This is a genomic window from Neorhizobium sp. LMR1-1-1.1 (assembly GCF_040675795.1).
In the GTDB taxonomy this organism is placed as follows: Bacteria; Pseudomonadota; Alphaproteobacteria; order Rhizobiales; family Rhizobiaceae; genus Neorhizobium; species Neorhizobium cellulosilyticum.
The window spans coordinates 1,584,085-1,608,669 of sequence record NZ_JBEGHE010000001.1 but is presented as its reverse complement, the minus strand read 5'-3'; the positions used below and the strand labels follow the sequence as shown (position 1 = coordinate 1,608,669).

The following is a 24,585-nucleotide window of genomic DNA, read 5'->3' as shown; positions in this document are numbered from 1 at the left end:
TGATCGGCCCAACATGCCCGTTTTCAAAGGACTGTCAGGCTCTTTCCCTATCCTCCTCACCCATGATGCCGAAAGTGTGAGATGAGCCGGCGAAACCATTGTGTTGAGATAAGGTTGGTCGAATTCGAAGTGCTGCTTTGGCAGGAACCTCAATGCGGATCGACCGTTTGATTACAATCTGTCCATCTCTCGAAAATGCCACATTCTGTCACCGTTTCCGCCCTAGTTGTCGGTGAGGATTCTATCGAACAAGGAGTAGCGCATGGCTCTTGCACGGCCCACGCTTGCGGCAATCCGCTATGGATATGGTCTTCGGCCCGGGCAGGACAGCCCGTCCGATGCCGATGGGCTGATGACCCAGCTTGCCAAGGGCATTGCCGCCAAGGATCGTTTTCCTCGCGAAGGGCTTGTGGGCCGTCGTGAAACCGCCACGCGCGTGATCTCGCTCAGGGCCGCGGAGGCCAAGGCCGCGCGGGAAGGCAAGCCGAACGAAAGCATCCGCAAGGAGACGCAGCGCGAAGCGCAGCGGATCTATCGGCTCGATGCGATGTCGCGCCTTGCGCAGGCCATTCATTCGCCTTTCGGTTTTTACGAGCGCCTGGGCAGTTTCTGGATGGATCATTTTTCCACCAGCGCGCTCAAATCCCTGCCGATGCGCATGATCGTGCCGCTTTACGAGACGGAAGCGATCCGGCCGCGCATGGCGGGGTCGTTTGCCGATCTGTTGAAGGCCGCCATCCTGCATCCGGCGATGCTGATCTATCTCGATCAGGACCAGAGCGTTGGCCCGGATTCGCGGGTTGCGCAGGAGAATGGTCGCGGCCTGAACGAAAATCTGGGACGTGAACTGCTGGAACTGCACACTCTGGGGGCTGGAAGCGGCTATACTCAGGAGGATGTACGGGCCGCGGCACTGATCCTGACCGGGCTGACGGTGGATAACCGGGCGCTGGAAATGGTCTATCGCCCGCGTCGCGCACAAGGCGGTACGATCACGCTGCTCGGACGCGACTATCAGGACGACGAAGCCGGTAGCCAGGATCACGTGCGCATGCTGGAGGATCTTGCTGCCGATCCCCGTACTGCCACCCATATCTGCCGCAAGATTGCAGCCCATTTCATCAGCGATGAACCGCCGGCCTACATGACCGAGGTGATGGTGGCAAGCTGGAAGGCAAGCAATGGCAATCTCGGTGAGGTCTACCGCGCCATGCTCGAACATCCGCTTGCATGGGAGAATCCGGGTCAGAAGATCAAGCAGCCGTTCGAATTCGTTGTGTCCGGTTTTCGCGCACTGAACCTGCCCGACGACAATATGTCGGCACTTCTGGCCGATATGGAAGGCGATGACGATGATGTCGGTCCGGTCGGAAAGGCGATGCAGATGGCCGGGGCGGCGAAATCGGCCGAACAGCGGCGCAAGCGCGCCGGACAGGCAAATGCCCTGACGCTCGGCGCGCTGCAGAAAATGGGGCAGCCGATCTGGCAGCCGCCAAGTCCGGCCGGCGTGCCTGACAAAAGCGATGCCTGGCTGACGCCGGGCCAGCTCAGCGAGCGGATCGACTGGTCGCGTCGTGCCGCCAGGTTGCTTGGACAGAAACTCGAACCGGCCGATTTTCTCCAGGTAGCGCTCGCGGATGCCGCGACACCGGAAACACGCAAAATTATCTCACAGGCGCCAAGCAAGCTGCACGGGCTGACCATGGTGCTGGCATCGCCCGAGTTTAACAGGAGATAGGTGGATGGCATCGATCAAGGATATTGAGCGTATTGCGCTGTCCCGTCGCGGTTTTCTCGCCGGCGCCTGCTGCGTTGCCGCCGCGCCGGTCCTCACCCCGGTAACGTTCGCTGCCATGCCCGGAGACAACCGGTTTGTCACCATCATCCTGCGCGGCGCCATGGATGGCCTCGACCTCGTGCAGCCCTACGGTGACCCGGCCTTTGCCGCGCTGCGCCCCAAGCTCGGGCTGACGCCCGATACGGGACTGCTCGACCTCAACGGCTTTTTCGGCCTTAACCCGGCAGCCTCTGCACTGATGCCCTTGTGGCAGGCCGGCCAGCTATCCTTCGTTCATGCTGTTTCGACGCCCTATCGCGACCAGCGAAGCCATTTCGACGGGCAGGACATTCTGGAAACCGGCGGTGCCGACAAAAGCCAGAAAACCGGCTGGCTGAATCGGGCACTGGCCGTCATCCCGCGTTCCGATGCGCGCAAGGCGATCGATATCAATACATCGATGGAACTGATCCTGACCGGGCCGAACCAGGCGGATAACTGGTCGAGCCAGAGCGATTTTTCGCTGGCCGATGACGAGATCGCCTTTCTCGACCGGCTTTATTCCCACGATCCGCTGTTCGCCAAGGTTTTCGATGAGGCGAAGACGACGGGGGCCGCGGCGGATCAGCTCTATGCCGATGGAAAGCGCGGTTCTGGCATTGCCGATATGGCGAAACTCGCCGGCGGCATGTTGCGCGAGCAATACCGGGTCGCAAGCTTCTCGATCAACGGATGGGATACCCATGTCGGCCAGGCGGGCCAGTTCAAAAAGGCGGCCGGCGACCTTGCGACAGCAATCATGACGCTGAAGGACACGCTTGGTGACGAAGTCTGGAACAAGACCGTGGTTCTGGCCATGACCGAATTCGGGCGCACTGCCCGTGAAAACGGTACCAATGGTACCGACCACGGTACGGGCGGCCTTGCCGTGCTTGCCGGCGGTGCCGTCGCCGGCGGTAAGGTGCTCGGCACATGGCCGGGGCTTGGCGAAGGGAAACTGCTCGACGAACGCGACCTGATGCCGACCGGCGATGTTCGTGAAGTGGCCGCCGCCATGCTCTACCGCCAGTTCGACATCAAGCCGAGCAGCCTGAGCAGCCGGGTGTTCCCGGGGCTGGGGTTTGACGAGGGCTCGGTGTTTTTGAAGGGGTGAGGTGGTGGCTGAGCCAATTCCACCGCGGGTGTGACGCGCTTTAGATAACTTGCCTGCGTCCCGGAGTGGACGTCCTGTTGAAGCCGGTCACCGGTTCGCTCTCATTATGTGGCCTGCAAGCTGTCTCCATGTTGGGGCGAGGGCACAGTGCGAGGATGCCTTATTTCTCGCCTTCCGCCTTTGTCGCGCTATTTGACCGGCTTTGGAGAACCGTGATGCGAACGATATATTGGGACAAGCCGGTCAGCGTGGGCGGCAGATTGATTTTTGGCCCGCTGGATGCGCAGGAACACATGGTCAGTTCGTGGACTGCCGTGAAGGATAGCTCATTTGCCGTCGCTGCAAGCGCGATACTCGATGCTCTGGCAGGGCGGGCATCCCCTGATGTTGCGCGCGAGCTTTTCGAAAAGGCCTTGAGTAATTCCCGATAGAACCGACAGACATTCTTCCCAGACGCCGAGAGAATGATCTCGAACTGACAGGGACTGGCTTCCATGGAACTTAAGGTGTTCTGTTTTGTTGGCCATATGTCGCATCCCGCGACAGGGAGTAAGCAATGACTGACACTCCAAAGCCTGGTCAGCAGGACGATAAACGTTCGGATCAGCAGAACAACCGACCGGATGACAAATCAGGCGTCCAGACCAAGCCGTCCGATCGTGAAAACGACAAAACCGATCGACGCTAACTGATGACCCGGCTGGGTGATGCCCCAGCCGGAGGCCACGCAGAAGTACAATATCAGCATCGACTTACATGTGGGTATCGGATATGTTCAGCATATCGTCGGCAACCGAATTCGTAGGCGCTGACGGCTGAGAGTTTGTAACTCCCGCCTGCAAAAGCATGGCGGTCGATCATGACACGTAGCTCAGCACTCATTTCGCATTTTCTAAAACTACACGATCTGACGGCCCAATATGGCCGTCTCAAACCGCTGCCGGTTTCCAATCATGCTCAGACAGGCAGTGCTCCTGCGAGCCCCACATAGATGGGGACGGTCACGCGGATTGGTTTCGCGCTACATTGGGCGAAGCCAGTCTACGTAGGCGAGGGCGACCAGCTTGATACGGTCGTGTCAGGCCCTGCCGACGCAATCAGGTGGATGCAGGCCCATTTCAAGCACAAGCGCGGCCTTGTGTACTGGCGCGCTCACTCCCTTTGCCATGAGGCCCTTCTGGGAACACTGCACCATGACTTTGCTCGCCAACCTTTCGTCGATGCGTGGGTCGAGCAAAGCCATTTTGAACCGGTACCGGAGACCTAGTCGTCAAGCGTACGAATGAGGGAGCACGCTAGATGCAGATGATCCCTCGACCGAGCGGCCGGAGTCGGGGTTCTTCGGCTGCTCGGTTTATGTCTGTTTTGGAATGGCGATGCGACAGAGTAGTATCATTCTGCCGGAACCGGCTTCGGTTTGCCGTCCTCATCCAGCGCGACCATGACGAAAGTTGCGGCGGTGACTTTTTCCAGTTGCTGGTGACGTGCGCGGTGGGCCCAGGCTTCGACATTGAGCGTGATCGAGGTGGTGCCGACGCGGGTGATTTCCGTGTAGATCGCCATCGTATCGCCGATCTTGACCGGCAGCTGGAATGCCATTTCCTTCACCGCCGCGGTGACGACGCGGCCGCGGGCGCGCTCGGCGGCGCGGATGCCGCTGGCAAGGTCCATCTGGGCCATGACCCAGCCGCCGAAGATGTCGCCGGCCGGATTGGCGTCGCTCGGCATGGCCAGCGTTCGAAGGGTCAGTTCACCGGTCGGTCTGGCGAGTTCGGTCATTCCGGAATCATCCTTTGCAATTATTCGTGTCGGTCGGGAGGCGGACACTAGCCTTGTTTCTGGCGATTGCCAGTTTCTTTTGGTCATGGCGACCATGAGCCATCGTCATGACTTGGCTGCGGAGAATAACCCAAGAAGAAATGTGGGTTCGACTTGATCGCGCCTTGCCTCCCGAGTTCTTCACGGCCCGGTAACTTCCGATCATTATCATTTAATGAGAATTGCAAATATCGGGGGAGGTATCATGCAACGTCTTGCCATTTCCTGGCGTCTTTATTGTCTCGTCGCGCTGTCGCTCGTCATTCTGGCCGGCGCGCTGACCTTCAGTCTTTTCGAAAGTTATGCGTCTTCCGAACGGGAACGGAAGGCCGGGCTTGCCCAAATGAATGATACGGCGCTGGCCGTGCTGGCCAAATATCAGGCGATGGAAGCCTCCGGCGCCCTGTCTCGCGAAGAGGCGCAGGCGCAGGCAAAGGGCGTAATCGCCGCCATGCGCTACGACAATGGTTCCGGTTACTTCTGGATCAACGACATGCACCCGAAAATGGTCATGCATGCGGTAAAGCCGGAGATGAATGGCTCGGACCTTTCACAGAATAAGGATCCGAACGGTAAATTCCTGTTCGTCGAATTCGTTCAGGTGGTGAAGGCAAACGGCAAGGGCTTTGTCGATTATTACTGGCCCAAGCCCGGCGCGAGCGAGCCGGTGGAGAAGTTTTCGCATGTGGCGGGTTTCGCGCCCTGGGGATGGATCGTCGGTACCGGTGTTTATGTCGATGACCTGAAGGCGATGTTCCGCAAGGATGCGACGGATTTCGCCATGATCTTTGCGGTCGGCGCTCTTCTTGTGATCGGCGGGGCATGGCTGGTGGTCAAGAGCGTCACGACGCCTCTGTCGCGCGTGCAGCGGGTCCTGCAGGCGATTGCCGGCGGCGCGACGGGTGTTGTTGTTCCCTGCACGGGTGAAAAAAACGAGATCGGCGAAATGGCGCGGGCGCTGGTCGTGCTGCGCGACAATGTCGAGGAACGTGCCGAATTGCAGGCGCGCGAAGCGGAGCAGCAACGCGCCATCGCCGCCGAACGTTCGGCCAGCGAAAGGGCAATTTCGACCGCCGCTGGCCGGCAGTCGCACGCAATGCATGAACTCGGGCAGGCGCTCGAAGGGCTGGCGGCCGGTGATCTTTCGGTGTCGCTCGGCGATATCGGCGAGGATTTCGTCAAGCTGAGGCAGGACTTCAACGATGCGGTCGGCGCGCTCAATCAGGCGATCGTGGCGATTTCCGAAACGGGCATGATCGTGCGCGACAGTGCGTCGGACATTTCCGGTGCGACCGGCAATCTGGCCAAGCGCACCGAACAGCAGGCGGCGGCGCTGGAAGAGACGGCGGCGGCGCTCGACGAGATCACCGCCACCGTGCGCACCGCGTCCCAGCGTGCAAGAGAAGCGCGCGAAATGGTGAGCGAAACGAAGCTCAGCGCCAGCCGCTCCGGCGAGATCGTCCGCAATGCGATCGACGCGATGGGGCGGATCGAGCAGTCGTCCGGGCAGATCAGCCAGATCATTTCCGTCATCGACGAGATTGCCTTCCAGACCAATCTTCTGGCGCTGAATGCCGGTGTCGAGGCGGCGCGCGCCGGTGAGGCGGGCAGGGGCTTTGCCGTGGTGGCGCAGGAAGTGCGCGAACTGGCGCAACGCTCGGCCACCGCTGCAAAGGAGATCAAGGTTCTGATCGGTAACTCGGTGCAAGAGGTCGAGGGTGGCGTGACGCTGGTGCGTTCGACCGGCGAGGCGCTGGTGGAGATCGCCGTGCTTGTCGAGAAGGTCAATGCCCATGTCGACACGATCGCCACGACATCGCAGGAACAGGCGAGCGGGCTGGCCGAGATCAATTCCTCGGTCAATCACATGGACCAGATGACCCAGCAGAACGCAGCCATGGTGGAAGAGACGACGGCGGCAAGCCAGACGCTTGCCGACCAGAGCCTGCATCTGCAGCAATTGCTGGGGGGCTTCAGGCTCGGCAATACCGGTATCCGCTCCGTCTCCCGCGCTGCCTGACGCGTTCGATACGGTTGATTTCCCAAAGGGCCGGAACGCGGAGGCGCCCGGCCCTTTCCCGTAATATGGCGAAGCCGATCCGAAATGGCCCGCAAACCGCCATGCTTCATCAAGCTTTCGTTTACCCAATCTGCCTAAAATCAAAACCTGTGTCATTTCGGCATCGAGCGAGAGGCAACTGGTATGGCGTATGCTTCCCTATCGACGCGAGTGATCAGCTCGCTTCTGGTTTCGACCTTTCTGGTCGCCTGTTCGGCAGAGAGCCTCGTGCCGCCGGCATCGATCGACAATGGCACGCAGGTCGGCTCCATCTCGCGCTCGTCGCCGCCGTCACCGATTTCCCAGCCCGCATCGCATCAGCCCTATTCAGTTGCTTCCGCGCCCGTTTCTCAGGCAAGCGGCGGCGGATATCTGGCGGCGCCTTCAGCCCAATCACCGATGCAATCAAATGGCGGCGGTCATTATCTGCGCGCCCCGAATGGTGCGCCGGCGACGATCCCGGCCGAAGGCGTCAACATGGATGAAGAGTTCGGTTTCAGCCCCGACGAAAGCGATGTCGTCGGTTTGGCCGAGGAGCAGGATGGCGATATCGCAGAAGGGGTCGGCGACCAGCCGGTGGTCGGTGGCATCGGCACCGATAATCCGGTGGCGCTTAACGCACGTCGTCAGCCGATCGATGACCGCGTAATCGTACCACCGAAGCGGTCAGCAGCGGGCATTGGCAGGCAGGGCTCTTCCGCCCCAATGACCTGGGGTGACAATTCTCCCGTGACCGCACCCGGTCGGGCGCCGGCGCGCGCCGAGGAGGTCGCCATGCTGCGGCCGAATAATCCGGTCGCCGGCCCGGTAACCGACGATGCCCCGATGAGCGCGCCTGATGGCGCCTGGCAGCGCACGGTCATGCCGCAGTCGGAAGTGGCCTGCCGCACCGAACTGCGCCGTCTCGGTGTCGAGTTCAAGGATCTGCCGCGCATTTCCCAGGGGCCGAGTTGCGGTATCGATTATCCGGTGAAGCTTGCCGGCCTTTCCGGCGGTATCGATGTGAGGCCGGCGGTGACGCTGAACTGCCAGGTGACGCTTGCCTTCGCAAAATGGGTGAAGAACGATCTGGCGATTTCCGCCCGCACCCGGTATCTCACCGGCATTCGACAGATCCAGCCGATGGGCGGTTATTCCTGCCGCAAGATGAACAACAGCCGCCAGCGCTACAATCCGATGTCCGAACATGCCCGCGGCAACGCGATCGATATCGGCCGGATCACGCTCAAGAACGGTCACGACATCGATGTTCGCAAGAAGGGGCTGTTCTCTTTCCGCGAGGGCGGGCTGCTGAAATCGGTGCGCGGTGACAGCTGCAAGTATTTCTCGACGGTACTTGGCCCCGGCAGCAATGCCGAGCACTGGAACCATTTCCACTTCGACCTTCGCTCACGAAAAGGCGGTCGCCAGTATTGCAACTGAGCGAAATATCTGGATTTGAAGCCTGATATGCCGAGAAACTTCTCGATGCTCAGTTGAGGCGCTTGGAAGGGGAAGGCGCGAGCATGTCTTTTTCTCCGATATCGCAGCTATCGGTATCGCGGAAATCTGCCGGCAGGGGAATTGTCAGCGCATCGACCATGAAATTCGCCAGATCATCAAGGGACGCGAAGTCGAAATCATCAGCTTCAGCCTCAGCATTAGCCTCTGGGGCGTTTTCGGTTTCTTGCTGAATTATGTTCTTCTTCACGGAATTCGGCATGATCATCGACTCTCATCTGCAGCAACGAATTTAGGAAAAATATGTGGTCTGGTATCGTGGCACCACATATAAGGCAACGTACCCGAAATTGCATACGTCAATTGCCTGTATCTATTTCATCGCCAAAGAGTTTCTGACGGCAATGAAAAGCAGGATGTTGCTGGGAGTCGGCAACGGCGAACTCACGGCAGCATCTTATCGGACCAGATATTTCTGTTTTCTAAATGTCATCTCGCGAGCCGGCGTCGCTGCTGTTTGCGCCAACCCTTGCCCCCCCATTATTTGAGGGGTATTTCAGCATCTGCCGTAACTACAGTCGCCACCCGTTTGGGTGAGCCGCTTTCGGAATTGCAGCACTGATAACAGGGTGCCCGGATACCCTGTTTCGGCAAAACGGATTGACCGACGAGTGTGTCATGGGGCGGTAGGAAGGCAAGTCTTCCCTGTCCTTTACCCTACGGTCCGAACGTACTGATGACATTGTGGGGCCGTCGCCACGCTGTGACTTGTCTGACAACGACAATGATGCGATGAGGTCTCTTGATGATGAACAACCGTCAAGGGCCGTTTTCTCGGCTTAGTAGTGCATGCCCCGCCCAATCGCTCATGCCTTTTTCTTCCGGCTCATGAGTTAAAATCGCTGCCGGAGAACGTGATGCCTGCCTTTCTCGATATTCTTCCCTTCGTGGTGGCGCTGCTTGCTGCCGGCGTTCTGGCAGGGCTTCTTGCCGGCCTGTTCGGGATTGGCGGTGGCGCTATCCTCGTGCCGATCTTCTTTCACGTCTTTGGGCTGCTCGGCGTGGACGATGCGGTGCGCATGCATCTGGCGTTAGGTACATCGCTTGCCATCATCGTGCCGACTTCGGTTCGCTCTTTCACGGCGCACCGGCAGCGTGGAGCCGTGGATATCGACCTCCTGAAGGGCTGGATCATTGCCGTTCCGTTCGGCACGCTTATCGCCACATTGATCGCCGCCTGGGCGTCCAGCACGGAACTAAGGCTGATCTTCGCGGTGATCGCGCTCGTCCTGGCGCTGCGAATGATTTTCAATCGGGCAAGCTGGAAACTCGGCGAAGATCTCCCCAGAAATCCGCTGAAATTCTTGGTCGGTACCGGCATCGGCATCCTGTCGGGCCTGATGGGGATCGGCGGCGGCGTGTTGAACAACACCTTCATGACACTTTACGGCCGCACCATCCACCAAGCGGTCGCAACCTCCTCCGGCGTCGGTGTGCTGATCTCAATCCCTGGTCTTGTCGGTTATATCTGGGGCGGCTGGGGCAAGAGCGGCTTACCACCGTTTTCGACCGGTTATATCAACTGGCTGGCAGTGGCGCTGCTGATCCCGGTCACGCTCTATACGGCACCTTACGGTGCACGGCTTGCGCATGCGCTGTCCAAGCGCCAGCTGGAGGTCGGGTTTGCGCTATTTCTCGTCTTCATCGCACTGCAGTTTTTCGCCAGCGTGATTTTCTAGTGTTATGCCGACGTGAAGGGCTACCGTCTCTTTTGCGTCACAAGCGGACTTAGAAGCGCCGACCGGCTTGGACAATAGAACGCCGTCAGGCTTTCAATGCACTCCGGCAACTAAATGGACGCCGCCGAACGGGTTGTATTTGAAGTCTTCTTCTTCGTATTGATTGATAGCTTTCAGCTCTGCACCGTAGCGGATGACGACCTTTTCTATGCCATCAGATGCCATCTCATCTGCGACGCTGTCGATCACGGCACTAAGCACCAGTTCATCCAGGGGTGAACTGCTCGGTACCAACACCTCCGGTAGGCCAACAAGATGAAAGCCCACGCTGGACAAGTAATCGTCGCAGGTAAGCGGCCTCTTCGTGAAGGCGAGGCGGCACGCTCTAGCCGCTGCGCTAGGCTCCGCGCTTTTCGCGTCCCGCGCGAGCTGCCGCCACCGAGCAACTCCATGCGCGACCCCGGCACTCTCTCCTTTTGCCGCAGTCGCGCCTGCTTCAAGCATTCGCTCAACCAGCCTTAAGGCCGTCAGCGAAACGGCAGGGGCTTCCGCAGCCTCCATGAGTGGACCGACGACATAGACGACGCATCCGTGGCTCATAACAGCCTCGACGTCACGCTGATGCCACGCGTCTTCGTGCACCTGGTCCCAAGAAACTGCGAAGCTCTCGCTCATCCGAGCGTCGGACGCGTCTTGAGAGAACGCCATGTCGATTTCGAAATCCGCGGCAAGGACTTCTATCGCGGATTGGGTAGACTGCAACAACTCCTGGAATCCGCCTGCGGCTCCGAGGAAGCAGAGGACGTGGCGCGGTCTGTACTCGGAGAAAGTCTTTAAGCACATCTTCGTTCGCCCCGTTGTGTGATCAGATACTCTGTCTGGCCGTTTTGATTACGTGAGCACTTCGCACCAGAGGCAGTCGTTGCCTTGGTCTAAGCCTTATGTTTTTTGTATATTGCGATACCAAGATCGATAACTATGCCGCGTCGCTATGGAGAAAAATCATGCGTTTCCCAGAAGAGAGACTTTGGGACCACATTAATGATGGGTGGAGCCGCATGTCATTCAAACAACGCAAGTTTTGGGACGCTATTAAACGGCCACCTGAAGAATGGGAGTTGAAGGGTTACGGGCCTTGCTGGGTTGTCGCATTAATTGGCGAAATTGTGATTTACTACAACCATTATGAGCATGGGTTTAATCGATCACCGTGGTCGCAGTTTGGCGTCATCGAACGATATCAATCGCTGCAAGATGAGTTGGAGGGCGCGGTTCAGACGCAGCTCAATAGTCTTGAAGCAGGCTACGACGTTGGCCCGTGGACTAGCGGCCCAATCGCTGGGGAATATGCTGTCAAGCATACCCGATGACCGGTTTGGGCCGATAACGGTCAACCCCGAACGTCGGCATCGTCCCAAAATCCCGAACGCAATATTCTTCCATGAAGGGATAGCTTCATGGGAACGCGACCCTATATTGCGGCATCTCCGGGGAACAACTTCCTCGCAATGTCGCCCTATACAAATGCGGTTCCCATGCCCCCCATTATTTCCGTACAGCAACTGACAAAGACCTATGGCAATGGGTTCGAGGCCTTGAAGGGCATCGATCTCGATATCGAGCGCGGCGAAATCCTCGCTTTGCTCGGGCCGAACGGCGCCGGCAAGACGACGCTGATCTCTATTGTCTGCGGTATCGTCAACCCGACCGGCGGCAAGGTGCTTGTCGGCGGGCATGATGTGGTCAAGGATTTTCGCCAGACGCGATCGCTGATCGGTCTCGTGCCGCAGGAGCTGACCACCGATCAGTTCGAAACGGTCTGGAATACGGTAAGCTTTTCCCGCGGCGTCTACGGCAAGAAGCCGAACCCGGCGCTGATCGAGAAGATTTTGCGCGAACTGTCCTTGTGGAAGAAGAAGGACAACATGTTGCGCGAACTTTCCGGCGGCATGAAGCGGCGCGTGCTGATCGCCAAGGCGCTGAGCCACGAGCCGGAAGTGCTGTTCCTCGACGAGCCGACAGCCGGCGTCGATGTCAGCCTGCGCCGCGACATGTGGGAAGTGGTCAAGCGGCTGCGCGAGGATGGCGTCACCATCATTCTGACCACCCATTATATCGAGGAGGCCGAGGAGATCGCCGACCGCGTAGGGGTCATCAATGGCGGGCAGCTTCTGTTGCTGCAGGAAAAGACCGGGCTGATGAAACAGTTCGGCCGCAAGCAGATGAAACTCGAACTGACCGAGAAGCTGGATGAGATACCGCCGAGCCTTGCGGCCTTTTCGCTTTCGCTCAGTGAAGACGGCATGTCGCTTACGCATGAATACAGCCACGAGGAAAGCCAGGACAGCATTGCCTCGCTGCTTTCGGCGCTGACGGCGGCAGGCATCCATTTCCGGGATCTCTCGACCCGGCAAAGCTCGCTGGAGGACATTTTCGTTGCTCTGGTGGAGGAAAAGGCATGAATATCGAAGCGATCAAATCCATCTACTTCTTCGAGATGGCGCGCATGCGCCGCACGCTTTTGCAGAGCGTCATCTCCCCGGTCATCACCACCTCGCTCTATTTCATCGTCTTCGGCACGGCGATCGGTTCGCGCATCCAGTCGATCGAAGGTGTGTCCTACGGCTCGTTCATCACGCCGGGCCTGATCATGCTGACGCTTCTGACCCAATGCGTCGCGAACGGCTCGATCGGCATATACTTTCCGAAGTTCACCGGCACGATCTACGAGATCCTGTCGGCGCCGGTGGCTATGACGGAGATCCTGATCGGTTATGTTGGTGCAGCCGCCAGCAAGGGGCTGATCATCGGGTTGATTATCCTCGCGACAGCTTCCTTCTTCGTCGATATCCGCATCGCCCATCCGTTCATGATGGTGCTCTTCCTTGTGCTCACCGCAATCACCTTCAGCCTGTTCGGCTTCATCATCGGTGTATGGGCGAAGAATTTCGAGCAGTTGAACATCGTGCCGATGCTTGTCGTGCCGCCGCTGACATTTTTGGGTGGAAGCTTCTATTCGATCGACATGCTGCCGCCATTCTGGCAGGCGGTGAGCCACTTGAACCCGGTTCTTTATCTCGTCAGCGGCTTTCGCTGGAGCTTCTATGAGATTGCCGACGTCAATCCGGTGATCAGCCTGATCATGATCGGCGTCTTTCTGGCCCTGTGCCTGTCGATGCTTGGCTGGATGTTCAAGACGGGTTATCGGCTGCGCAGCTGACGCGGGGAGGGCGATAGGCGGCTTATCCCCGCCTATCGCTTTGTCTTTCAACAGTCGGCAACTCTTATCCGAGCGACAGCTGGCGGCGTTCGCCGCGTGCGGCCATGACTGATGCAGCAAGCAGGCTGGCTGCCGCAAGAAGCATCACGACGGAAACCGGACCCTGGGTTTCGATCAGGAGGCCGCCGAGAACCGCGCCGCTCGAAATCGCGATCTGGAAAGCCGGGATCACCAGAGCGCCGGCGCTTTCCGCCTCATCCTGCGCATGGCGCACGACGAAACTCTGTACGCTGACCGGGAAGGCACCGAAGGCGAGGCCCCAGAATGCGATCGCAGTCGCCGCAACGGCAAGCGAGGCACCGCCAACCGCCAGAAGGACGGCCGATGCGGCAACGAGCGTGGTGAACAGGACGATCGACAGGCGCGGGCTGCGTTCCGAAACCATGCCGCCGAGCATGTTGCCGAAAAAGCCTGCAACGCCATAGGCCAGCAGGATCAGCGAGATGGTTTCGACATCAAGCTGCGGCACCCGCTCCAGGAACGGACGGATATAGGTGAAACCGGCAAAATGGCCTGCAACGAAAAGCAGGATGGTGATCAGGCCGGTGCGGATTGCCGGCCGGCGCATCAGCGCCGCAAGCGTGCCAAGCCCGGCGTGACCGGTCGGCGGCAAAGCGGGCAGGAGCGTCGCCTGGGCGACCAATGCAACGAAGCCGACGGCAGCGGACAGATAGAATGCCGCCCGCCAGCCGAGCGTGTCGCCGATCCAGGCGCCGAGCGGCGCGGCACAGACGGTGGCAAGCGAAACGCCGGCCATGATGATGGCCATCGCGCGCGGCATCCGCGCCGGTGGGACAAGGCGCATGGCTAGTGCTGCCGACATGGCCCAGAAACCGCCGAGCCCGACGCCGAGAAGGATGCGGGCGGCGAATACCGTATAGATATCGGTGGCGATCGCGGCGAGGAGGCTGGAAATGACCAGAAGTGTCGTCAGCGCCAGGACTGTCCAGCGCCGGTCGATCTTGCGGGTGCCGATGATGACGCCGGGTCCGGCGATTGCGGCAATCACCGCGGTGGTGGTGATCGACTGGCCGGCGACGCCGGTGCCGACACCGAGATCAGCCGAGAGCGGGGTCAACAGGCTGACGGGAAGGAATTCGGCAGTGACGAGGCCGAACACGCCCAAGGTCAACGAGGCGACTGCGCCCCAACGTGCGACATCATGTTCCGTTCGCGCTGCATCGTCAGATGATAAAGGGGTGCCGTGCATGAGATTCTCCTGAATTGCAGCCTATTTGGCTTCTGTCAGGAATAGGCGTGACGGCTTGGCGTTTCCATGCTAGAAAATCCGACATGCTTGACAGATCGTCCAAATTCTCATCGTCGACTGGAGCCGATCCCTTGTCGGAAATGCTGCGGGGCCTGCGGCTCGACGGTGTCGAATACGGGCGTTGCCGGCTCGCGGACCCTTGGGCCACGGCCTTTCCGGCCGAGGATGCGGCGCGGTTTCATTTCATTTCGTCCGGCAGGGCGCTTCTCAAGGCGCCTTCAGGCGAATGGCTGCAGCTGAATGCCGGAGATGCCGTCATACTGCCGCGCGGTGACGCCCATGTGATAGCGAGTGCCGAGACTGTCGAGCCGCTGCCTTTCGGGCGTTACGGCAAGAAGCAGGTCTGTGAGGGCGTATTCGACATGCAATGCGCCGATGCACGTTGCGGCACGGTGGCGCTGACCGCGTCGATGCGCTTCAATATAGACAGGTTGCATCCGCTTCTGCAGCTCATGCCCGAAACGATGCTGACCAGCGACCTTGCAACCAGCGAGCCGGCCATTCCGCATCTTCTGGATGCCATGGCGCGCGAGGTGGATATGGATCGGGTCGGCGCCGGCGGCATTCTGGCACGGCTGGCGGATGTCCTGACGGCGACGATCATTCGCACCTGGGTCGAACACGGCTGCGGCAATACGAATGGCTGGATTGCGGCGGTGCGTAATCCGGAGGTCGGGCGGGTTCTCGCCGCCATTCACCTGGAGCCTGAACGTGACTGGTCTGTGGCCGAACTTGCGCGGCTGATGGGTGCCTCACGTTCCGGTTTCTCCGAGCGGTTTGCCCGCGTCGTCGGAGAAACGCCCGCCCGGTATGTTGCGCTGGTGAGAATGCACCAGGCGCGTCTCTGGCTGAAGCAAGGCATGCGGGTAGCGACGGCGGCCGAAAAACTCGGTTATGACGCTGAAGCCTCGTTCAGCCGTGCCTTCAAGCGTATCATCGGACACCCACCAAGCCATTTTCGAGGCAAGCCGGACAGCGAAACGGCGCCTGACGAGATGGTCGAACTGGCCGCGGTCGGGTGAGGCGAAGGACGCGGGAACCGGCTCTGCCCATCCGATGGCGCGAGGAGCTGGAAGCCTGATGGACCGGCGGCGTTTCTCAAGCGTGTCGTCACAATGAGACGGCGTGTGCCGGCTTGCCTAATCCCTTAGCCGCAACTCGTCTGTCTGCATGTTGAGCGAACTCAGCGTCGACAGAAAGCTCATGCCAAGCAGGCTTTCGTCCAGCATTCCGTCCTGGGCTACCATGGCGCGGACGTTTCTGCGCGAGATCGGGCCGATGGCGATCTCGTCGAGCCTGACGGGGGCGGCCATGGCAGGGCCGTTGGCGGTCATTACCCGGACAGTGTAGGCGAGGCCGCCGGTATCTATTCCGACTGCCGAGGCATCCTCGAAGGAGAGAACCACGCTGCTGGCACCGGTGTCGACGAGCATCGGGATGTTTTTTCCGTCGACCGCGACATCGGCCTGGAAATGCCCGCCGAGTGCCTTCTGGATGATGACCTCGTTTCCGTCGCTTCCCGTGACGACGACGGCTCGGCCGGGCATCAGTCCTGCGACCATGCGGCCGGCGAACTGGTTGGCGTCGTTTCTGTAAAGATAGGCGGCAACCAGTCCGAGGATGATGACCAGCCAGATGGCGAGATTGCGTAATGCCTCGTTCATGCCGCCGCGGCGACCGGCAAGAATGCCGGCACCAAGCAGGCCGGCAATCGGGACGAGATAGATGAGTTGGCCGAAATCGTTGTTGTCGATGCCGAAGGTCTGGCCCGACGAATGGTTGAAGACCAGCAGCGCAAGGCCTGCGCCGAGCACGAGAAGCACGAAGGTCAGTCCGTTCATGTGATCTGGCGCTCCTTTGCTATTTTCTGTCGTCTGGTCTCCCGCCGCGGTTTTCGTTCGACCGTTTCCAGCCGGGCGGTAAGCCCGTCCATGATCGAATGCCGCTCGGCATCGGAATAGTCGATCCAGCCGGCAATCTCGTCGCGCGTGCGGCCGCAACCAAAGCAATAGCCGGTTTTCAGGTCGATCGAACAGACAAGGATGCAGGGCGAAATCATGCAAACCTATATCGGAGGTTCAGGCGATCAGGGCAAGGGTCGAAAGAAGCACGATTTCGCTAACCTGTTGTGTGGCGCCGATCGTATCGCCCGTATGGCCGCCAAGCTTGCGGCGGACGAAAGCGGTAAAGAACTGGCCGGCGGCGGCGCAGACGAGGATCGCAAAGATCGCAACCGGAATGCCGAGGTGAGAGGCGATGAAGATCAGCCCCATCACGCCGCCGATCAGCAGTGCAAGGTTACGCGAGCCCCGTTCGGGTGCGCCGATGGCCACCGCCACGCCGTTTGTTCGGGCAGGCGGGAGCGCGCTCCAGTGCCAGATCATTACCGAGCGGCTGAGGCAGGCCGCGGCTAGCATCGAGACTGCCGCCAAGCTGGAATCGAACCGGGCGAGTGCCGCAAGCGATGCTGCGCGCAGCAGGAAGGACAAAAGCATTGCAACGACACCGTAGGAGCCGATACGGCTGTCTTTCATGATCGCGAGCGCATGTTCGCGGTCACGTCCGCCGCCCAGCCCATCGGCTGCATCCGCAAGGCCATCTTCATGCAGCGCGCCGGTCAACAGAACCATCAGTGACAGAGCAATCATGCTCGTCACAAGCGCGTCACCCGTCTGCGACAACATGTAAAGCACGAGTGCGGGGACGAGCGCGATCAGCACGCCGGCAAGCGGAAATGCCCTGACTGCACGGGAAAACGAGCCGCTTTGACCGAGAAAGAAACGGTCCGGCACGGGGATGCGGCTGAGAAATGCGACCGAGCGGGCTAGGTCGGCGATGAAATCCGTCGCGTTTGGCAGTTGTCGCTCCCGATATAGGCGATTAAGAGATGCGCACACAAAGCGCGATTTGCCGGTGAACACAAGTGCCGGACGATGACGCGCCGGCTAAGACGAGAGAGATTTCGATGAGTTTGAGCGGCCTGCCTTTCGACGATTTTCGTAACCTGATTGCCAACTTGCCGGGACCGGATCCGCGCGCATTGGTGGATGCCCGCGAGCGTGACGCCAAGCTGACAAAGCCGCTCGGAGCGCTTGGAAGGCTTGAGGAAATCGCCTTCTGGCTTGCCGCTTGGACGGGCAGGGCACCTGCGGTCAACCGCCCGCTTGTCGCGATCTTTGCCGGCAACCACGGTGTTACCCGGCATGGCATCACACCCTTCCCGCCGTCCGTGACGCAGCAGATGGTGGATAATTTTGCCGCAGGCGGTGCGGCAATCAACCAGATCTGCGTCACCCATGACCTGGGCCTGAAGATTTTCGACCTTGCGCTCGATTATCCGACCGGCGACATTGCAACCGAAGCGGCTCTTTCCGAGCGCGATTGCGCTGCGACCATGGCTTTCGGTATGGAAGCGATTGCCGGTGGCACGGATCTCCTCTGCCTCGGTGAAATGGGCATAGGCAACACTACGATCGCCGCAGCTATCCATCTGGCGCTTTATGGTGGCGAGGCCGAAGACTGGGTCGGTCCGGGCACCGGCTCCCATGGCGAGTTGATGGCCCGTAAGATCGCCGTCGTTAAACAGGCGGTCGAGTTCCACAAGGACCATCTCTCCGATCCGCTCGAAATTCTTCGCCGTCTCGGCGGTCGCGAGATCGCAGCAATTGCCGGTGCGATTCTGGCAGCCCGCATGGAAAAGATCCCTGTTCTGCTTGATGGCTACGTCGTCACTGCTGCCGCTGCAATTTTGAAGGCGATGAACCCGTCGGCGATCGACCACTGCCTGATCGGTCACGTTTCTGCCGAGCCGGGACATCTGCGCTCGATTGAAAAGCTCGGCAAGACACCGCTGCTGGCACTCGGCATGCGCCTAGGTGAAGGCACGGGCGCAGCACTGGCGGCCGGTATCGTCAAATCTGCAGCCGCCTGCCATACCGGCATGGTGACCTACGAACAGGCAGGCGTGACCAACAAGGCATAAGAGAACCGCCAATGGAAAACACGCCGCTCGACAGCACTCTTGGAAAGGCGAGCGGCGTCCGCCGGATTATCGCGGCGACCCGGTATTCGATGCAAGGTCTTGTGCGCCTGTGGCGTGAACAAGCCTTCCGGCATGAGGTCTATGCCTTCTGCGCAGGTCTCGCGCTCTTTGCGATCGTCGGCGCCGCGGCGATCGATTATTTCATCTTCCTCATTCTGACTTTGCTCCTGTTTTGCGTCGAGGCGCTCAACACGGCGATAGAGGAACTTGTCGACCGGATATCTCCCGAAATCTCCACGGTCGGGCGTCACGCCAAAGATCTCGGTTCTTTCGCTGTCTTCTGTATGCTGACCGCAAACGGATTGTTTGTGCTTTACGTTCTGGTCAAGCCCTTCTTTCGATTGCATTAGGAATGCGCAATATCGGCGTTTTCCGGATCTGCAGAGTTGCGATCACGGACCCGTGATCTTCAGATGCAACTTTTTATAGTGGACGCGCGAACGTCAAAAAATTAGCATTTGTCATGTTTTGGGGATTGCGGGACCTTTCACCTTGACCGATGACTCGATCGAAGTTTTTGAATCTGATTTCAAATGGATTGTTCGGGTATGCGAAAACGGAGAAGTGACGGAGCGCATTTTTAGCATCGCCGAACATGCCCATTCCTGGGCAGCAGGTCAGCGTATACGCATCAAATGTCCGCCGCAGAGATTCGCTTGCAGGCGCGAAGATTAACGACCGTGAACGATTTGCGGACGAATGCACGGGTGACTATTCGGTAAATAAGTTCAGGCGAAAGAACGCTTACGTTTTTCGATCGCCGGCGCATCGGCAACGGCGGGAATGCTTTGCATCACCCGGGTGGCAGGCAGGATGGCTATGACTTCGGTGCCTTCACGCAGTTTGGAACGAAGCACGAACTGGCCGTCATGCTTGGCCAGGATAGCTTGAACGATCGGCAGTCCGAGTCCTGTGCCCTGCTCGGCACTTTTGATGGCAATCGAACCCTGTCCGAAGGCCGACAGCACGACGGGAATTTCTTCCTCGGGAATGCCGGGGCCGTTATCCTTGATTGCCACATATTGTCCGCCGCCCGCCGTCCAGCCGACCTTGACCGAGATCTCTCCGCCCTGCTGCGTGAATTTCACCGCATTCGAGAGCAGGTTGAGAATGACCTGTCGGATCGATTTTTCATCTGCCCAGACATGCGGCATCTCGTTTTCGAAATTGTGGCGAATGGCGATGTTCTTCGCCCGTGCCCGCAACTGAACCATGCCGATGCAGTCCTCCGCTACTTCCAGTAGCGACAGCGTCTCCTCGTTGAGATCATAACGGCCGGCTTCGATACGCGACAGATCAAGGATTTCGTTGATCAGGTTGAGAAGATGCTCGCCGGAGCGGTGGATGTCGCCGGCATATTCGCGGTATGTGGGGTTCGGCATCGGGCCGAGCACTTCTGAACTCATGACCTCGGAAAAGCCGAGAATGGCATTGAGCGGTGTTCTCAGTTCATGGGACATGGAGGCGAGGAAGCGGGATTTTGCCAGATTGGCTTCCTCCGCCCGGCGCCGCGCCTCGTCCGACATCGATTTTGCCACTTCCAGCTCGGCGATCAGGTCGTCCTTTTCCGACTGGTAGGACATCAGGGTAAGGTTCGAGCGGTAGAGGCGGTCGCCGATGAAATGAAAGAAAACCACGGCGATGGCGCAGATCGCAGTCAAGCCGATGTCGAGGAGGTCCCGTGAGATCGCGACACGAAAGAGAAGTGCTGCAATCACCGGGACAAAGCCGACGAGAACGCCCTGGCGCAGCATGAAGCTGCTCATGGCTGTGATTGAAATCGCAAAGAGCAGGACGGCGCCCTTGTAGAAGTAAAAACTGTCGCCACCACACGCGTCGCAGGATTGAAGCGCAAAAGTCGCCCATCCGACGCCAAGCAGAATCTGCGCAAGCAGCAGCCGCCGGCGCCATTTAGTGGTTTCCGCCGCCGCGATTTCCTTGCGGCTGAAACGTCGGGCGAGCAGAAGGTTGATCGCATGCAGGCTGAGCATCAAAAGCGCCAAGGCAATCAGGTGGGCGCTCGGCGAGATATACATTCCGATCGCGGTGACGAGCGCGATGAAGAGGGGCACGACCGCCGCCGCCTGCAGTACCGCATTGACATGCATGGCGAGCATGTCACGGTCGAAGGCCTGGTTGCCGCTATTTGAAAGTTGCAGCCGTTCACGTGTCGCGCGGACGGTCTTGGATACCGCCTTGTTGCGGTGGCCACGCGATCGATCAACGATTATCTTGTCGGTCGAGATACTGACGCCGCTACTCATTGGTTGTGAACTAATTTATTCGGATGATTGAGAGCTTATGTTCCAAACCTTAAGAAGATACTGCCGGGAAAGGTTTTGTTTGCCATTCTCCTGAAGCTTCCGTTTGTAATTGAGACCGGATTGTGACCCGCCTTGCCAAGACCCTGAAGGATGGTTTGTTCCTCGGAGCATTCCTTGTCCTTGCCTCACTTATCGTTGCCAAGATCGACCTCAACGGTGACACCCGCGTCAACGGTCCGTTTTACGCGATCGACGGCGATACGCTGGCGGCTGGAGCCGAGCGCTTGAGGCTGATCGGCATCGATGCCCCCGAGGCTGATCAGTCTTGCGGCGAAGGGCAGAATGTCTGGACATGCGGCGATGCCGCACGCGACGCCCTGGCAAAATTCGCCTCGGCGCCCGACGTATATTGCGCAGGATCCTCCAGGGATCGTTATGGCCGTGTTCTTGTACGCTGTCGGCTGGGTGAAACGGATATCAACGCCGAACTCGTACGCCGCGGAATGGCTGTCGCATCCGGGGACTATCACGCAGAAGAGACAGCTGCGCGGGCACAGGCAGAAGGGATATGGTCCGGTCCTTTCGAAACCCCACGCGCGTGGCGTACGGCCAAGGGTGCTGAGGCCGAAGATGATGGATCGACCGGGACCGGAAGCCGTGTCGAAGCGATCCTCGATCGGCTGAAAGGCATGCTGCCGTGGACGTGATTGAACCGGACCGGATTGCCGATCTCGGTGCAGGCATCGCAGCCTGTCGCATTTGTCGCGACCATCCTGCAAAACCAGGAAATCCGTTGCCCCACGAGCCGCGGCCGGTTGCGACATTGTCCTCGACGGCACGGTTACTGATTGCCGGTCAGGCGCCGGGCTTGCGAGTTCACCAGAGCGGACTGCCATTTGACGATGCCTCGGGCAACCGGCTGCGCGACTGGATGGGCGTGACCCGAGAAGAGTTTTACGATGCAGACCGTCTGGCGATCGTGCCAATGGGCTTCTGTTTTCCCGGTTACGACGCAAAGGGAAGTGACCTCCCACCGCGCAAGGAATGTGCGCCCGCATGGCGCAGCAGGGTGATTGCGGCAATGCCGCAGATCGACACGGTTCTGGTGATCGGCCAATATGCTGCGGCTTGGCATCTGGGCGCTCGCCGAAAGAAAACCACGACGGAAACGGTGAGGAACTGGCGGGAATATTTCTTCGTCAATGACGGGCCGCGCATCCTGCCGCTGCCACATCCGAGCTGGCGCAACAGCGGCTGGCTGAAAAGCAACGGTTGGTTTGAAGCGGAGATCTTGCCCGTGTTGCGCCAGCATGTGGATAGCTTGATCCGCGGAACAAAATTCGCTTAACTGTGTGAAAATCGGGTGTATAACGAAAAATCATTTCGAAGGGGACAATGATGGACCGTCTTGACCGCAAGATCCTGCGCATTCTGCAGGAAGATTCCACACTCGCAGTGGCGGATCTCGCCAAGAAGGTCGGCCTGTCCACCACGCCTTGCTGGCGCCGTATCCAGAAAATGGAAGAGGACGGCGTCATCCGCCGTCGCGTGGCGCTGCTCGATCCGGGCAAGGTCAATACGAAGGTTACCGTTTTCGTCTCGATCCGCACCGCCAGCCACTCGATCGAATGGCTAAAGCGCTTTTCCGAAGTCGTGGTAGATTTTCCGGAAGTGGTAGAATTCTACCGCATGAGCGGTGACGTAGACTATCTGCTGCGTGTCGTCGTGCCGGATATCGCTGCCTATGACGCCTTCTACAAGCGCCTGATCGCCAAGATCGAGATCCGCGACGTCTCTTCCGTCTTTGCCATGGAGCAGATCAAATACACGACGGAACTGCCGCTCGACTACATGATGATCGACAACCAGAAATCCGGCGACGACTGAGCGATCCAACTCTGCTGAGATGATTTTGAAAGCGCTGCAATCCGGGTTGGGTTGCGGCGCTTTGCTTTGGTATTCAGACCTTTAGTCGCCGCATCACCTTCTCGCCTGACAGTTCTTTGAGCGCGTCCTTGCCGATCCAGCGTGCCGTTTTGTCATTCGATTCTGCGAGTTTCTGCGCAAGGGCGAGAGCCGGCTTGTGGCAGGTGACATTTCGCTTGCCGATATTGCGCAAGGCCCAGTTGACAGCTTTTTTGACAAAATTGCGCGGGTCGGTGGAGTGTTGTTCGATCAGGCGCAGACAGCCTATCAAGGTCGCGTCCGGCTCCTTCTTCAGGTGGACGGATGCTCCGGCGATCATCGCAAAGGCGCTGCGGCGGACGAATTCACGCTCGTCTTCGGCAAACTCGGCGATCAGGTCCTGCCAGAAGGGGGCTTCGGTAAAGAGGTCGGCGGCGGCATCGACGATTTCCCAGGAAGTGAAATCATCCGCCCAGGAATGCGCTTCGGCAGAGGTAAGCGCTTTCGGGTCGGCGGTGTAAATCGCCACCATCCGCGCTTCGCGAACGCCTGTGTTCCACAGATCAAGCGCCCGGGCGTGATCGCGTTTCACCACACGGGCGATTTTCTGCAGGTCGGGATTGGAGATCCCGAGCGCCGCATCGGTGACGATGCCAAAGCGACCCATGCCGGCAATGTTCTCCTCCGACCGCAAAGTACCAAGATGATCGATTATCTCGGCGACGTCGGAGGAGGGGCTGAGCATTGCCTTTGACCTTTTGTCTTACTTCCGTTCGAGACGGGCAAGCAGCGAGGACGTATCCCAGCGATTGCCGCCCATGGCCTGCACGTCGCCATAGAACTGGTCGACCAGTGCCGTCAGCGGCAGTTTCGCCCCGTTGCGACGTGCTTCTGTCAGGACGATGTCGAGATCCTTGCGCATCCAGTCGACGGCAAAGCCGAAATCGTACTTGCCCTGGTCCATCGTCTTGTGGCGATTTTCCATCTGCCAGGAACCGGCGGCACCCTTGGAAATGACATCGATGACGGTCTCGATATCGAGGCCGGACTGCTTGCCGAAATGGATGGCTTCCGACAGGCCCTGAACGATGCCGGCGATGCAGATCTGGTTCATCATCTTTGTAAGCTGGCCACTTCCGACCGGTCCCATCAGCCCGACCATGCGGGCATAGGCGTCGATGACCGGCCTGGCATTGTCGAACACGGCCTGATCGCCGCCGCACATGACGGTGAGCACACCGTTTTCTGCGCCCGCCTGACCACCGGAGACCGGGGCGTCGATGAAGTGGACGCCGCGTGCTTTCGCAGCCGCATCCAGTTGGCGCGCAACCTCGGCACTGGCAGTGGTGTTGTCGATCAGAATCGCGCCGGGCTTCATGGTCGAGAGCACACCGTTTTCGCCCGTTGTCACCGAGCGGAGATCGTCGTCATTGCCGACGCAGGTGAAGACGAAATCGGCATCCTTGGCGGCTTCCGCCGGCGTGGCTCCGGTCGTGCCGCCGAATTTCGCGGCCCAGTCGGCGGCCTTGGCGGCGGTGCGGTTATAGACGCTGACGTCGTGGCCACCCTTTTGCTTGAGATGTCCCGCCATCGGGAAACCCATGACCCCGAGACCGATGAATGCCACTTTCGCCATGCCGAACCTCCGAACGCTTGTTGTTCCCGATGATTAGAACAAAGCATGGCCGACGGGAAGAACAAAGCAGGCAAAAATGATTTTCCGCAATGCGGTGGACATTTGCACTTTAGCAGTTTTGCATTCCCATCTGCTTGAATCGGAGAAATGAAATCTCCGATTGCAGTTGTTTTTTGAAACGATGGAATGTCGACCAACTCGA

General features: G+C 59.2%; 26 protein-coding genes. 16 read left to right on the top strand and 10 right to left on the bottom strand.

What is annotated here, in order from left to right; genetic code table 11:
• Nucleotides 1–262 precede the first annotated feature (262 nt).
• The 4 genes from MRBLMR1_RS07760 to MRBLMR1_RS07745 all read left to right on the top strand — a co-directional run bounded on the left by MRBLMR1_RS07760 (nucleotide 263) and on the right by MRBLMR1_RS07745 (nucleotide 4,197).
• On the top strand, nucleotides 263–1,738 hold the full coding sequence (locus tag MRBLMR1_RS07760) for a DUF1800 domain-containing protein (RefSeq protein WP_148148802.1): 1,476 nt from the start codon (nucleotides 263–265) through the stop codon (nucleotides 1,736–1,738).
• A 4-nt stretch (nucleotides 1,739–1,742) separates the two neighbouring features.
• Entirely contained in the window at nucleotides 1,743–2,930 is a 1,188-nt protein-coding gene (locus tag MRBLMR1_RS07755) for a DUF1501 domain-containing protein (protein WP_148148801.1), read from the top strand.
• Between the two features lie 215 nt (nucleotides 2,931–3,145).
• Nucleotides 3,146–3,361: a DUF982 domain-containing protein gene (locus tag MRBLMR1_RS07750; protein WP_183686141.1), complete on the top strand. Its 216-nt coding sequence runs from the start codon at nucleotides 3,146–3,148 to the stop codon at nucleotides 3,359–3,361.
• Between the two features lie 560 nt (nucleotides 3,362–3,921).
• Nucleotides 3,922–4,197: a DUF982 domain-containing protein gene (locus MRBLMR1_RS07745; RefSeq protein WP_148148799.1), complete on the top strand. Its 276-nt coding sequence runs from the start codon at nucleotides 3,922–3,924 to the stop codon at nucleotides 4,195–4,197.
• Nucleotides 4,198–4,322: 125 nt separating this feature from the next.
• Here the strand turns inward: MRBLMR1_RS07745 and MRBLMR1_RS07740 are convergent, their stop codons facing one another.
• Nucleotides 4,323–4,709: an acyl-CoA thioesterase gene (locus tag MRBLMR1_RS07740; RefSeq protein WP_148148798.1), complete on the bottom strand. Its 387-nt coding sequence runs from the start codon at nucleotides 4,707–4,709 to the stop codon at nucleotides 4,323–4,325.
• A gap of 244 nt (nucleotides 4,710–4,953) precedes the next feature.
• Here MRBLMR1_RS07740 and MRBLMR1_RS07735 point away from each other — a divergent pair, with 244 nt between their 5' ends.
• Both MRBLMR1_RS07735 and MRBLMR1_RS07730 read left to right on the top strand, forming a co-directional pair.
• Nucleotides 4,954–6,768 (top strand): methyl-accepting chemotaxis protein, encoded by a 1,815-nt coding sequence (locus tag MRBLMR1_RS07735; protein ID WP_183686139.1) that lies wholly within the window; start codon nucleotides 4,954–4,956, stop codon nucleotides 6,766–6,768.
• Nucleotides 6,769–6,951: 183 nt separating this feature from the next.
• On the top strand, nucleotides 6,952–8,229 hold the full coding sequence (locus tag MRBLMR1_RS07730) for an extensin-like domain-containing protein (protein ID WP_148148506.1): 1,278 nt from the start codon (nucleotides 6,952–6,954) through the stop codon (nucleotides 8,227–8,229).
• A gap of 49 nt (nucleotides 8,230–8,278) precedes the next feature.
• Here the strand turns inward: MRBLMR1_RS07730 and MRBLMR1_RS07725 are convergent, their stop codons facing one another.
• The gene (locus tag MRBLMR1_RS07725) at nucleotides 8,279–8,515 is read right to left on the bottom strand and encodes a hypothetical protein (protein WP_148148505.1); all 237 of its coding nucleotides are present in this window, start codon (nucleotides 8,513–8,515) and stop codon (nucleotides 8,279–8,281) included.
• Between the two features lie 649 nt (nucleotides 8,516–9,164).
• Here MRBLMR1_RS07725 and MRBLMR1_RS07720 point away from each other — a divergent pair.
• Nucleotides 9,165–9,986: a sulfite exporter TauE/SafE family protein gene (locus tag MRBLMR1_RS07720; protein ID WP_148148504.1), complete on the top strand. Its 822-nt coding sequence runs from the start codon at nucleotides 9,165–9,167 to the stop codon at nucleotides 9,984–9,986.
• Between the two features lie 93 nt (nucleotides 9,987–10,079).
• On the opposite strand, the gene MRBLMR1_RS07715 is transcribed toward MRBLMR1_RS07720, so the two are convergent.
• Complete coding sequence (locus MRBLMR1_RS07715) at nucleotides 10,080–10,751, bottom strand: hypothetical protein (protein ID WP_148148503.1); 672 nt, start codon at nucleotides 10,749–10,751, stop codon at nucleotides 10,080–10,082.
• A 239-nt stretch (nucleotides 10,752–10,990) separates the two neighbouring features.
• Between MRBLMR1_RS07715 and MRBLMR1_RS07710 the strand changes: the two genes are divergently transcribed.
• From MRBLMR1_RS07710 to MRBLMR1_RS07700, 3 genes are all read left to right on the top strand, one after another.
• Complete coding sequence (locus MRBLMR1_RS07710; RefSeq protein ID WP_183686137.1) at nucleotides 10,991–11,356, top strand: hypothetical protein; 366 nt, start codon at nucleotides 10,991–10,993, stop codon at nucleotides 11,354–11,356.
• A gap of 165 nt (nucleotides 11,357–11,521) precedes the next feature.
• Nucleotides 11,522–12,448 carry an ABC transporter ATP-binding protein gene (locus tag MRBLMR1_RS07705; protein WP_148148518.1) on the top strand — a complete coding sequence of 309 codons (927 nt, stop codon included), beginning with the start codon at nucleotides 11,522–11,524 and terminating at the stop codon, nucleotides 12,446–12,448.
• Complete coding sequence (locus MRBLMR1_RS07700) at nucleotides 12,445–13,206, top strand: ABC transporter permease (protein WP_148148502.1); 762 nt, start codon at nucleotides 12,445–12,447, stop codon at nucleotides 13,204–13,206. The genes MRBLMR1_RS07705 and MRBLMR1_RS07700 overlap by 4 nt, the downstream gene beginning before the upstream one ends.
• Before the next feature lie 64 nt (nucleotides 13,207–13,270).
• Here the strand turns inward: MRBLMR1_RS07700 and MRBLMR1_RS07695 are convergent, their stop codons facing one another.
• A complete protein-coding gene (locus tag MRBLMR1_RS07695; protein WP_148148501.1) occupies nucleotides 13,271–14,476 on the bottom strand; it encodes an MFS transporter in 1,206 nt (401 codons plus the stop codon).
• A gap of 83 nt (nucleotides 14,477–14,559) precedes the next feature.
• Between MRBLMR1_RS07695 and MRBLMR1_RS07690 the strand changes: the two genes are divergently transcribed.
• Entirely contained in the window at nucleotides 14,560–15,558 is a 999-nt protein-coding gene (locus MRBLMR1_RS07690) for an AraC family transcriptional regulator (RefSeq protein ID WP_148148500.1), read from the top strand.
• A gap of 117 nt (nucleotides 15,559–15,675) precedes the next feature.
• Here the strand turns inward: MRBLMR1_RS07690 and MRBLMR1_RS07685 are convergent, their stop codons facing one another.
• From MRBLMR1_RS07685 to cobS, 3 genes are read right to left on the bottom strand one after another with little or no spacing between them, the layout of a single operon-like run.
• Nucleotides 15,676–16,377, bottom strand: coding sequence for a TIGR02281 family clan AA aspartic protease (locus MRBLMR1_RS07685; RefSeq protein WP_148148499.1), 702 nt, complete (start codon nucleotides 16,375–16,377; stop codon nucleotides 15,676–15,678).
• Nucleotides 16,374–16,595: a DUF1289 domain-containing protein gene (locus tag MRBLMR1_RS07680; RefSeq protein ID WP_148148498.1), complete on the bottom strand. Its 222-nt coding sequence runs from the start codon at nucleotides 16,593–16,595 to the stop codon at nucleotides 16,374–16,376. Before MRBLMR1_RS07680 ends, MRBLMR1_RS07685 begins: the two co-directional genes overlap by 4 nt.
• A 19-nt stretch (nucleotides 16,596–16,614) precedes the next feature.
• A complete protein-coding gene (gene cobS, locus MRBLMR1_RS07675) occupies nucleotides 16,615–17,433 on the bottom strand; it encodes an adenosylcobinamide-GDP ribazoletransferase (RefSeq protein WP_404946410.1) in 819 nt (272 codons plus the stop codon).
• A 68-nt stretch (nucleotides 17,434–17,501) separates the two neighbouring features.
• Here cobS and cobT point away from each other — a divergent pair, with 68 nt between their 5' ends.
• Together cobT and MRBLMR1_RS07665 are read left to right on the top strand one after the other, a co-directional pair.
• Nucleotides 17,502–18,518, top strand: coding sequence for a nicotinate-nucleotide--dimethylbenzimidazole phosphoribosyltransferase (gene cobT, locus MRBLMR1_RS07670; RefSeq protein ID WP_148148497.1), 1,017 nt, complete (start codon nucleotides 17,502–17,504; stop codon nucleotides 18,516–18,518).
• Nucleotides 18,519–18,529: 11 nt separating this feature from the next.
• The gene (locus MRBLMR1_RS07665; protein ID WP_148148496.1) at nucleotides 18,530–18,928 is read left to right on the top strand and encodes a diacylglycerol kinase; all 399 of its coding nucleotides are present in this window, start codon (nucleotides 18,530–18,532) and stop codon (nucleotides 18,926–18,928) included.
• Nucleotides 18,929–19,306: 378 nt separating this feature from the next.
• On the opposite strand, the gene MRBLMR1_RS07660 is transcribed toward MRBLMR1_RS07665, so the two are convergent.
• The gene (locus MRBLMR1_RS07660; RefSeq protein ID WP_148148495.1) at nucleotides 19,307–20,842 is read right to left on the bottom strand and encodes a sensor histidine kinase; all 1,536 of its coding nucleotides are present in this window, start codon (nucleotides 20,840–20,842) and stop codon (nucleotides 19,307–19,309) included.
• Nucleotides 20,843–20,964: 122 nt separating this feature from the next.
• Here MRBLMR1_RS07660 and MRBLMR1_RS07655 point away from each other — a divergent pair, with 122 nt between their 5' ends.
• Genes MRBLMR1_RS07655 through MRBLMR1_RS07645 form a run of 3 tightly spaced genes read left to right on the top strand, consistent with a single transcriptional unit; the run spans nucleotide 20,965 to nucleotide 22,729 of the window.
• Nucleotides 20,965–21,549 (top strand): thermonuclease family protein, encoded by a 585-nt coding sequence (locus tag MRBLMR1_RS07655; RefSeq protein ID WP_183686135.1) that lies wholly within the window; start codon nucleotides 20,965–20,967, stop codon nucleotides 21,547–21,549.
• The gene (locus MRBLMR1_RS07650) at nucleotides 21,546–22,190 is read left to right on the top strand and encodes a uracil-DNA glycosylase family protein (RefSeq protein WP_148148516.1); all 645 of its coding nucleotides are present in this window, start codon (nucleotides 21,546–21,548) and stop codon (nucleotides 22,188–22,190) included. Before MRBLMR1_RS07655 ends, MRBLMR1_RS07650 begins: the two co-directional genes overlap by 4 nt.
• Before the next feature lie 50 nt (nucleotides 22,191–22,240).
• Nucleotides 22,241–22,729 (top strand): Lrp/AsnC family transcriptional regulator, encoded by a 489-nt coding sequence (locus MRBLMR1_RS07645; protein ID WP_148148515.1) that lies wholly within the window; start codon nucleotides 22,241–22,243, stop codon nucleotides 22,727–22,729.
• 73 nt (nucleotides 22,730–22,802) lie between these two features.
• Here MRBLMR1_RS07645 and MRBLMR1_RS07640 read toward each other — a convergent pair whose 3' ends face one another.
• Both MRBLMR1_RS07640 and MRBLMR1_RS07635 read right to left on the bottom strand, forming a co-directional pair.
• Nucleotides 22,803–23,492: a DNA alkylation repair protein gene (locus tag MRBLMR1_RS07640; protein WP_148148493.1), complete on the bottom strand. Its 690-nt coding sequence runs from the start codon at nucleotides 23,490–23,492 to the stop codon at nucleotides 22,803–22,805.
• Nucleotides 23,493–23,510: 18 nt separating this feature from the next.
• Nucleotides 23,511–24,383 carry an NAD(P)-dependent oxidoreductase gene (locus tag MRBLMR1_RS07635; protein ID WP_183686133.1) on the bottom strand — a complete coding sequence of 291 codons (873 nt, stop codon included), beginning with the start codon at nucleotides 24,381–24,383 and terminating at the stop codon, nucleotides 23,511–23,513.
• Nucleotides 24,384–24,585 lie beyond the last annotated feature (202 nt).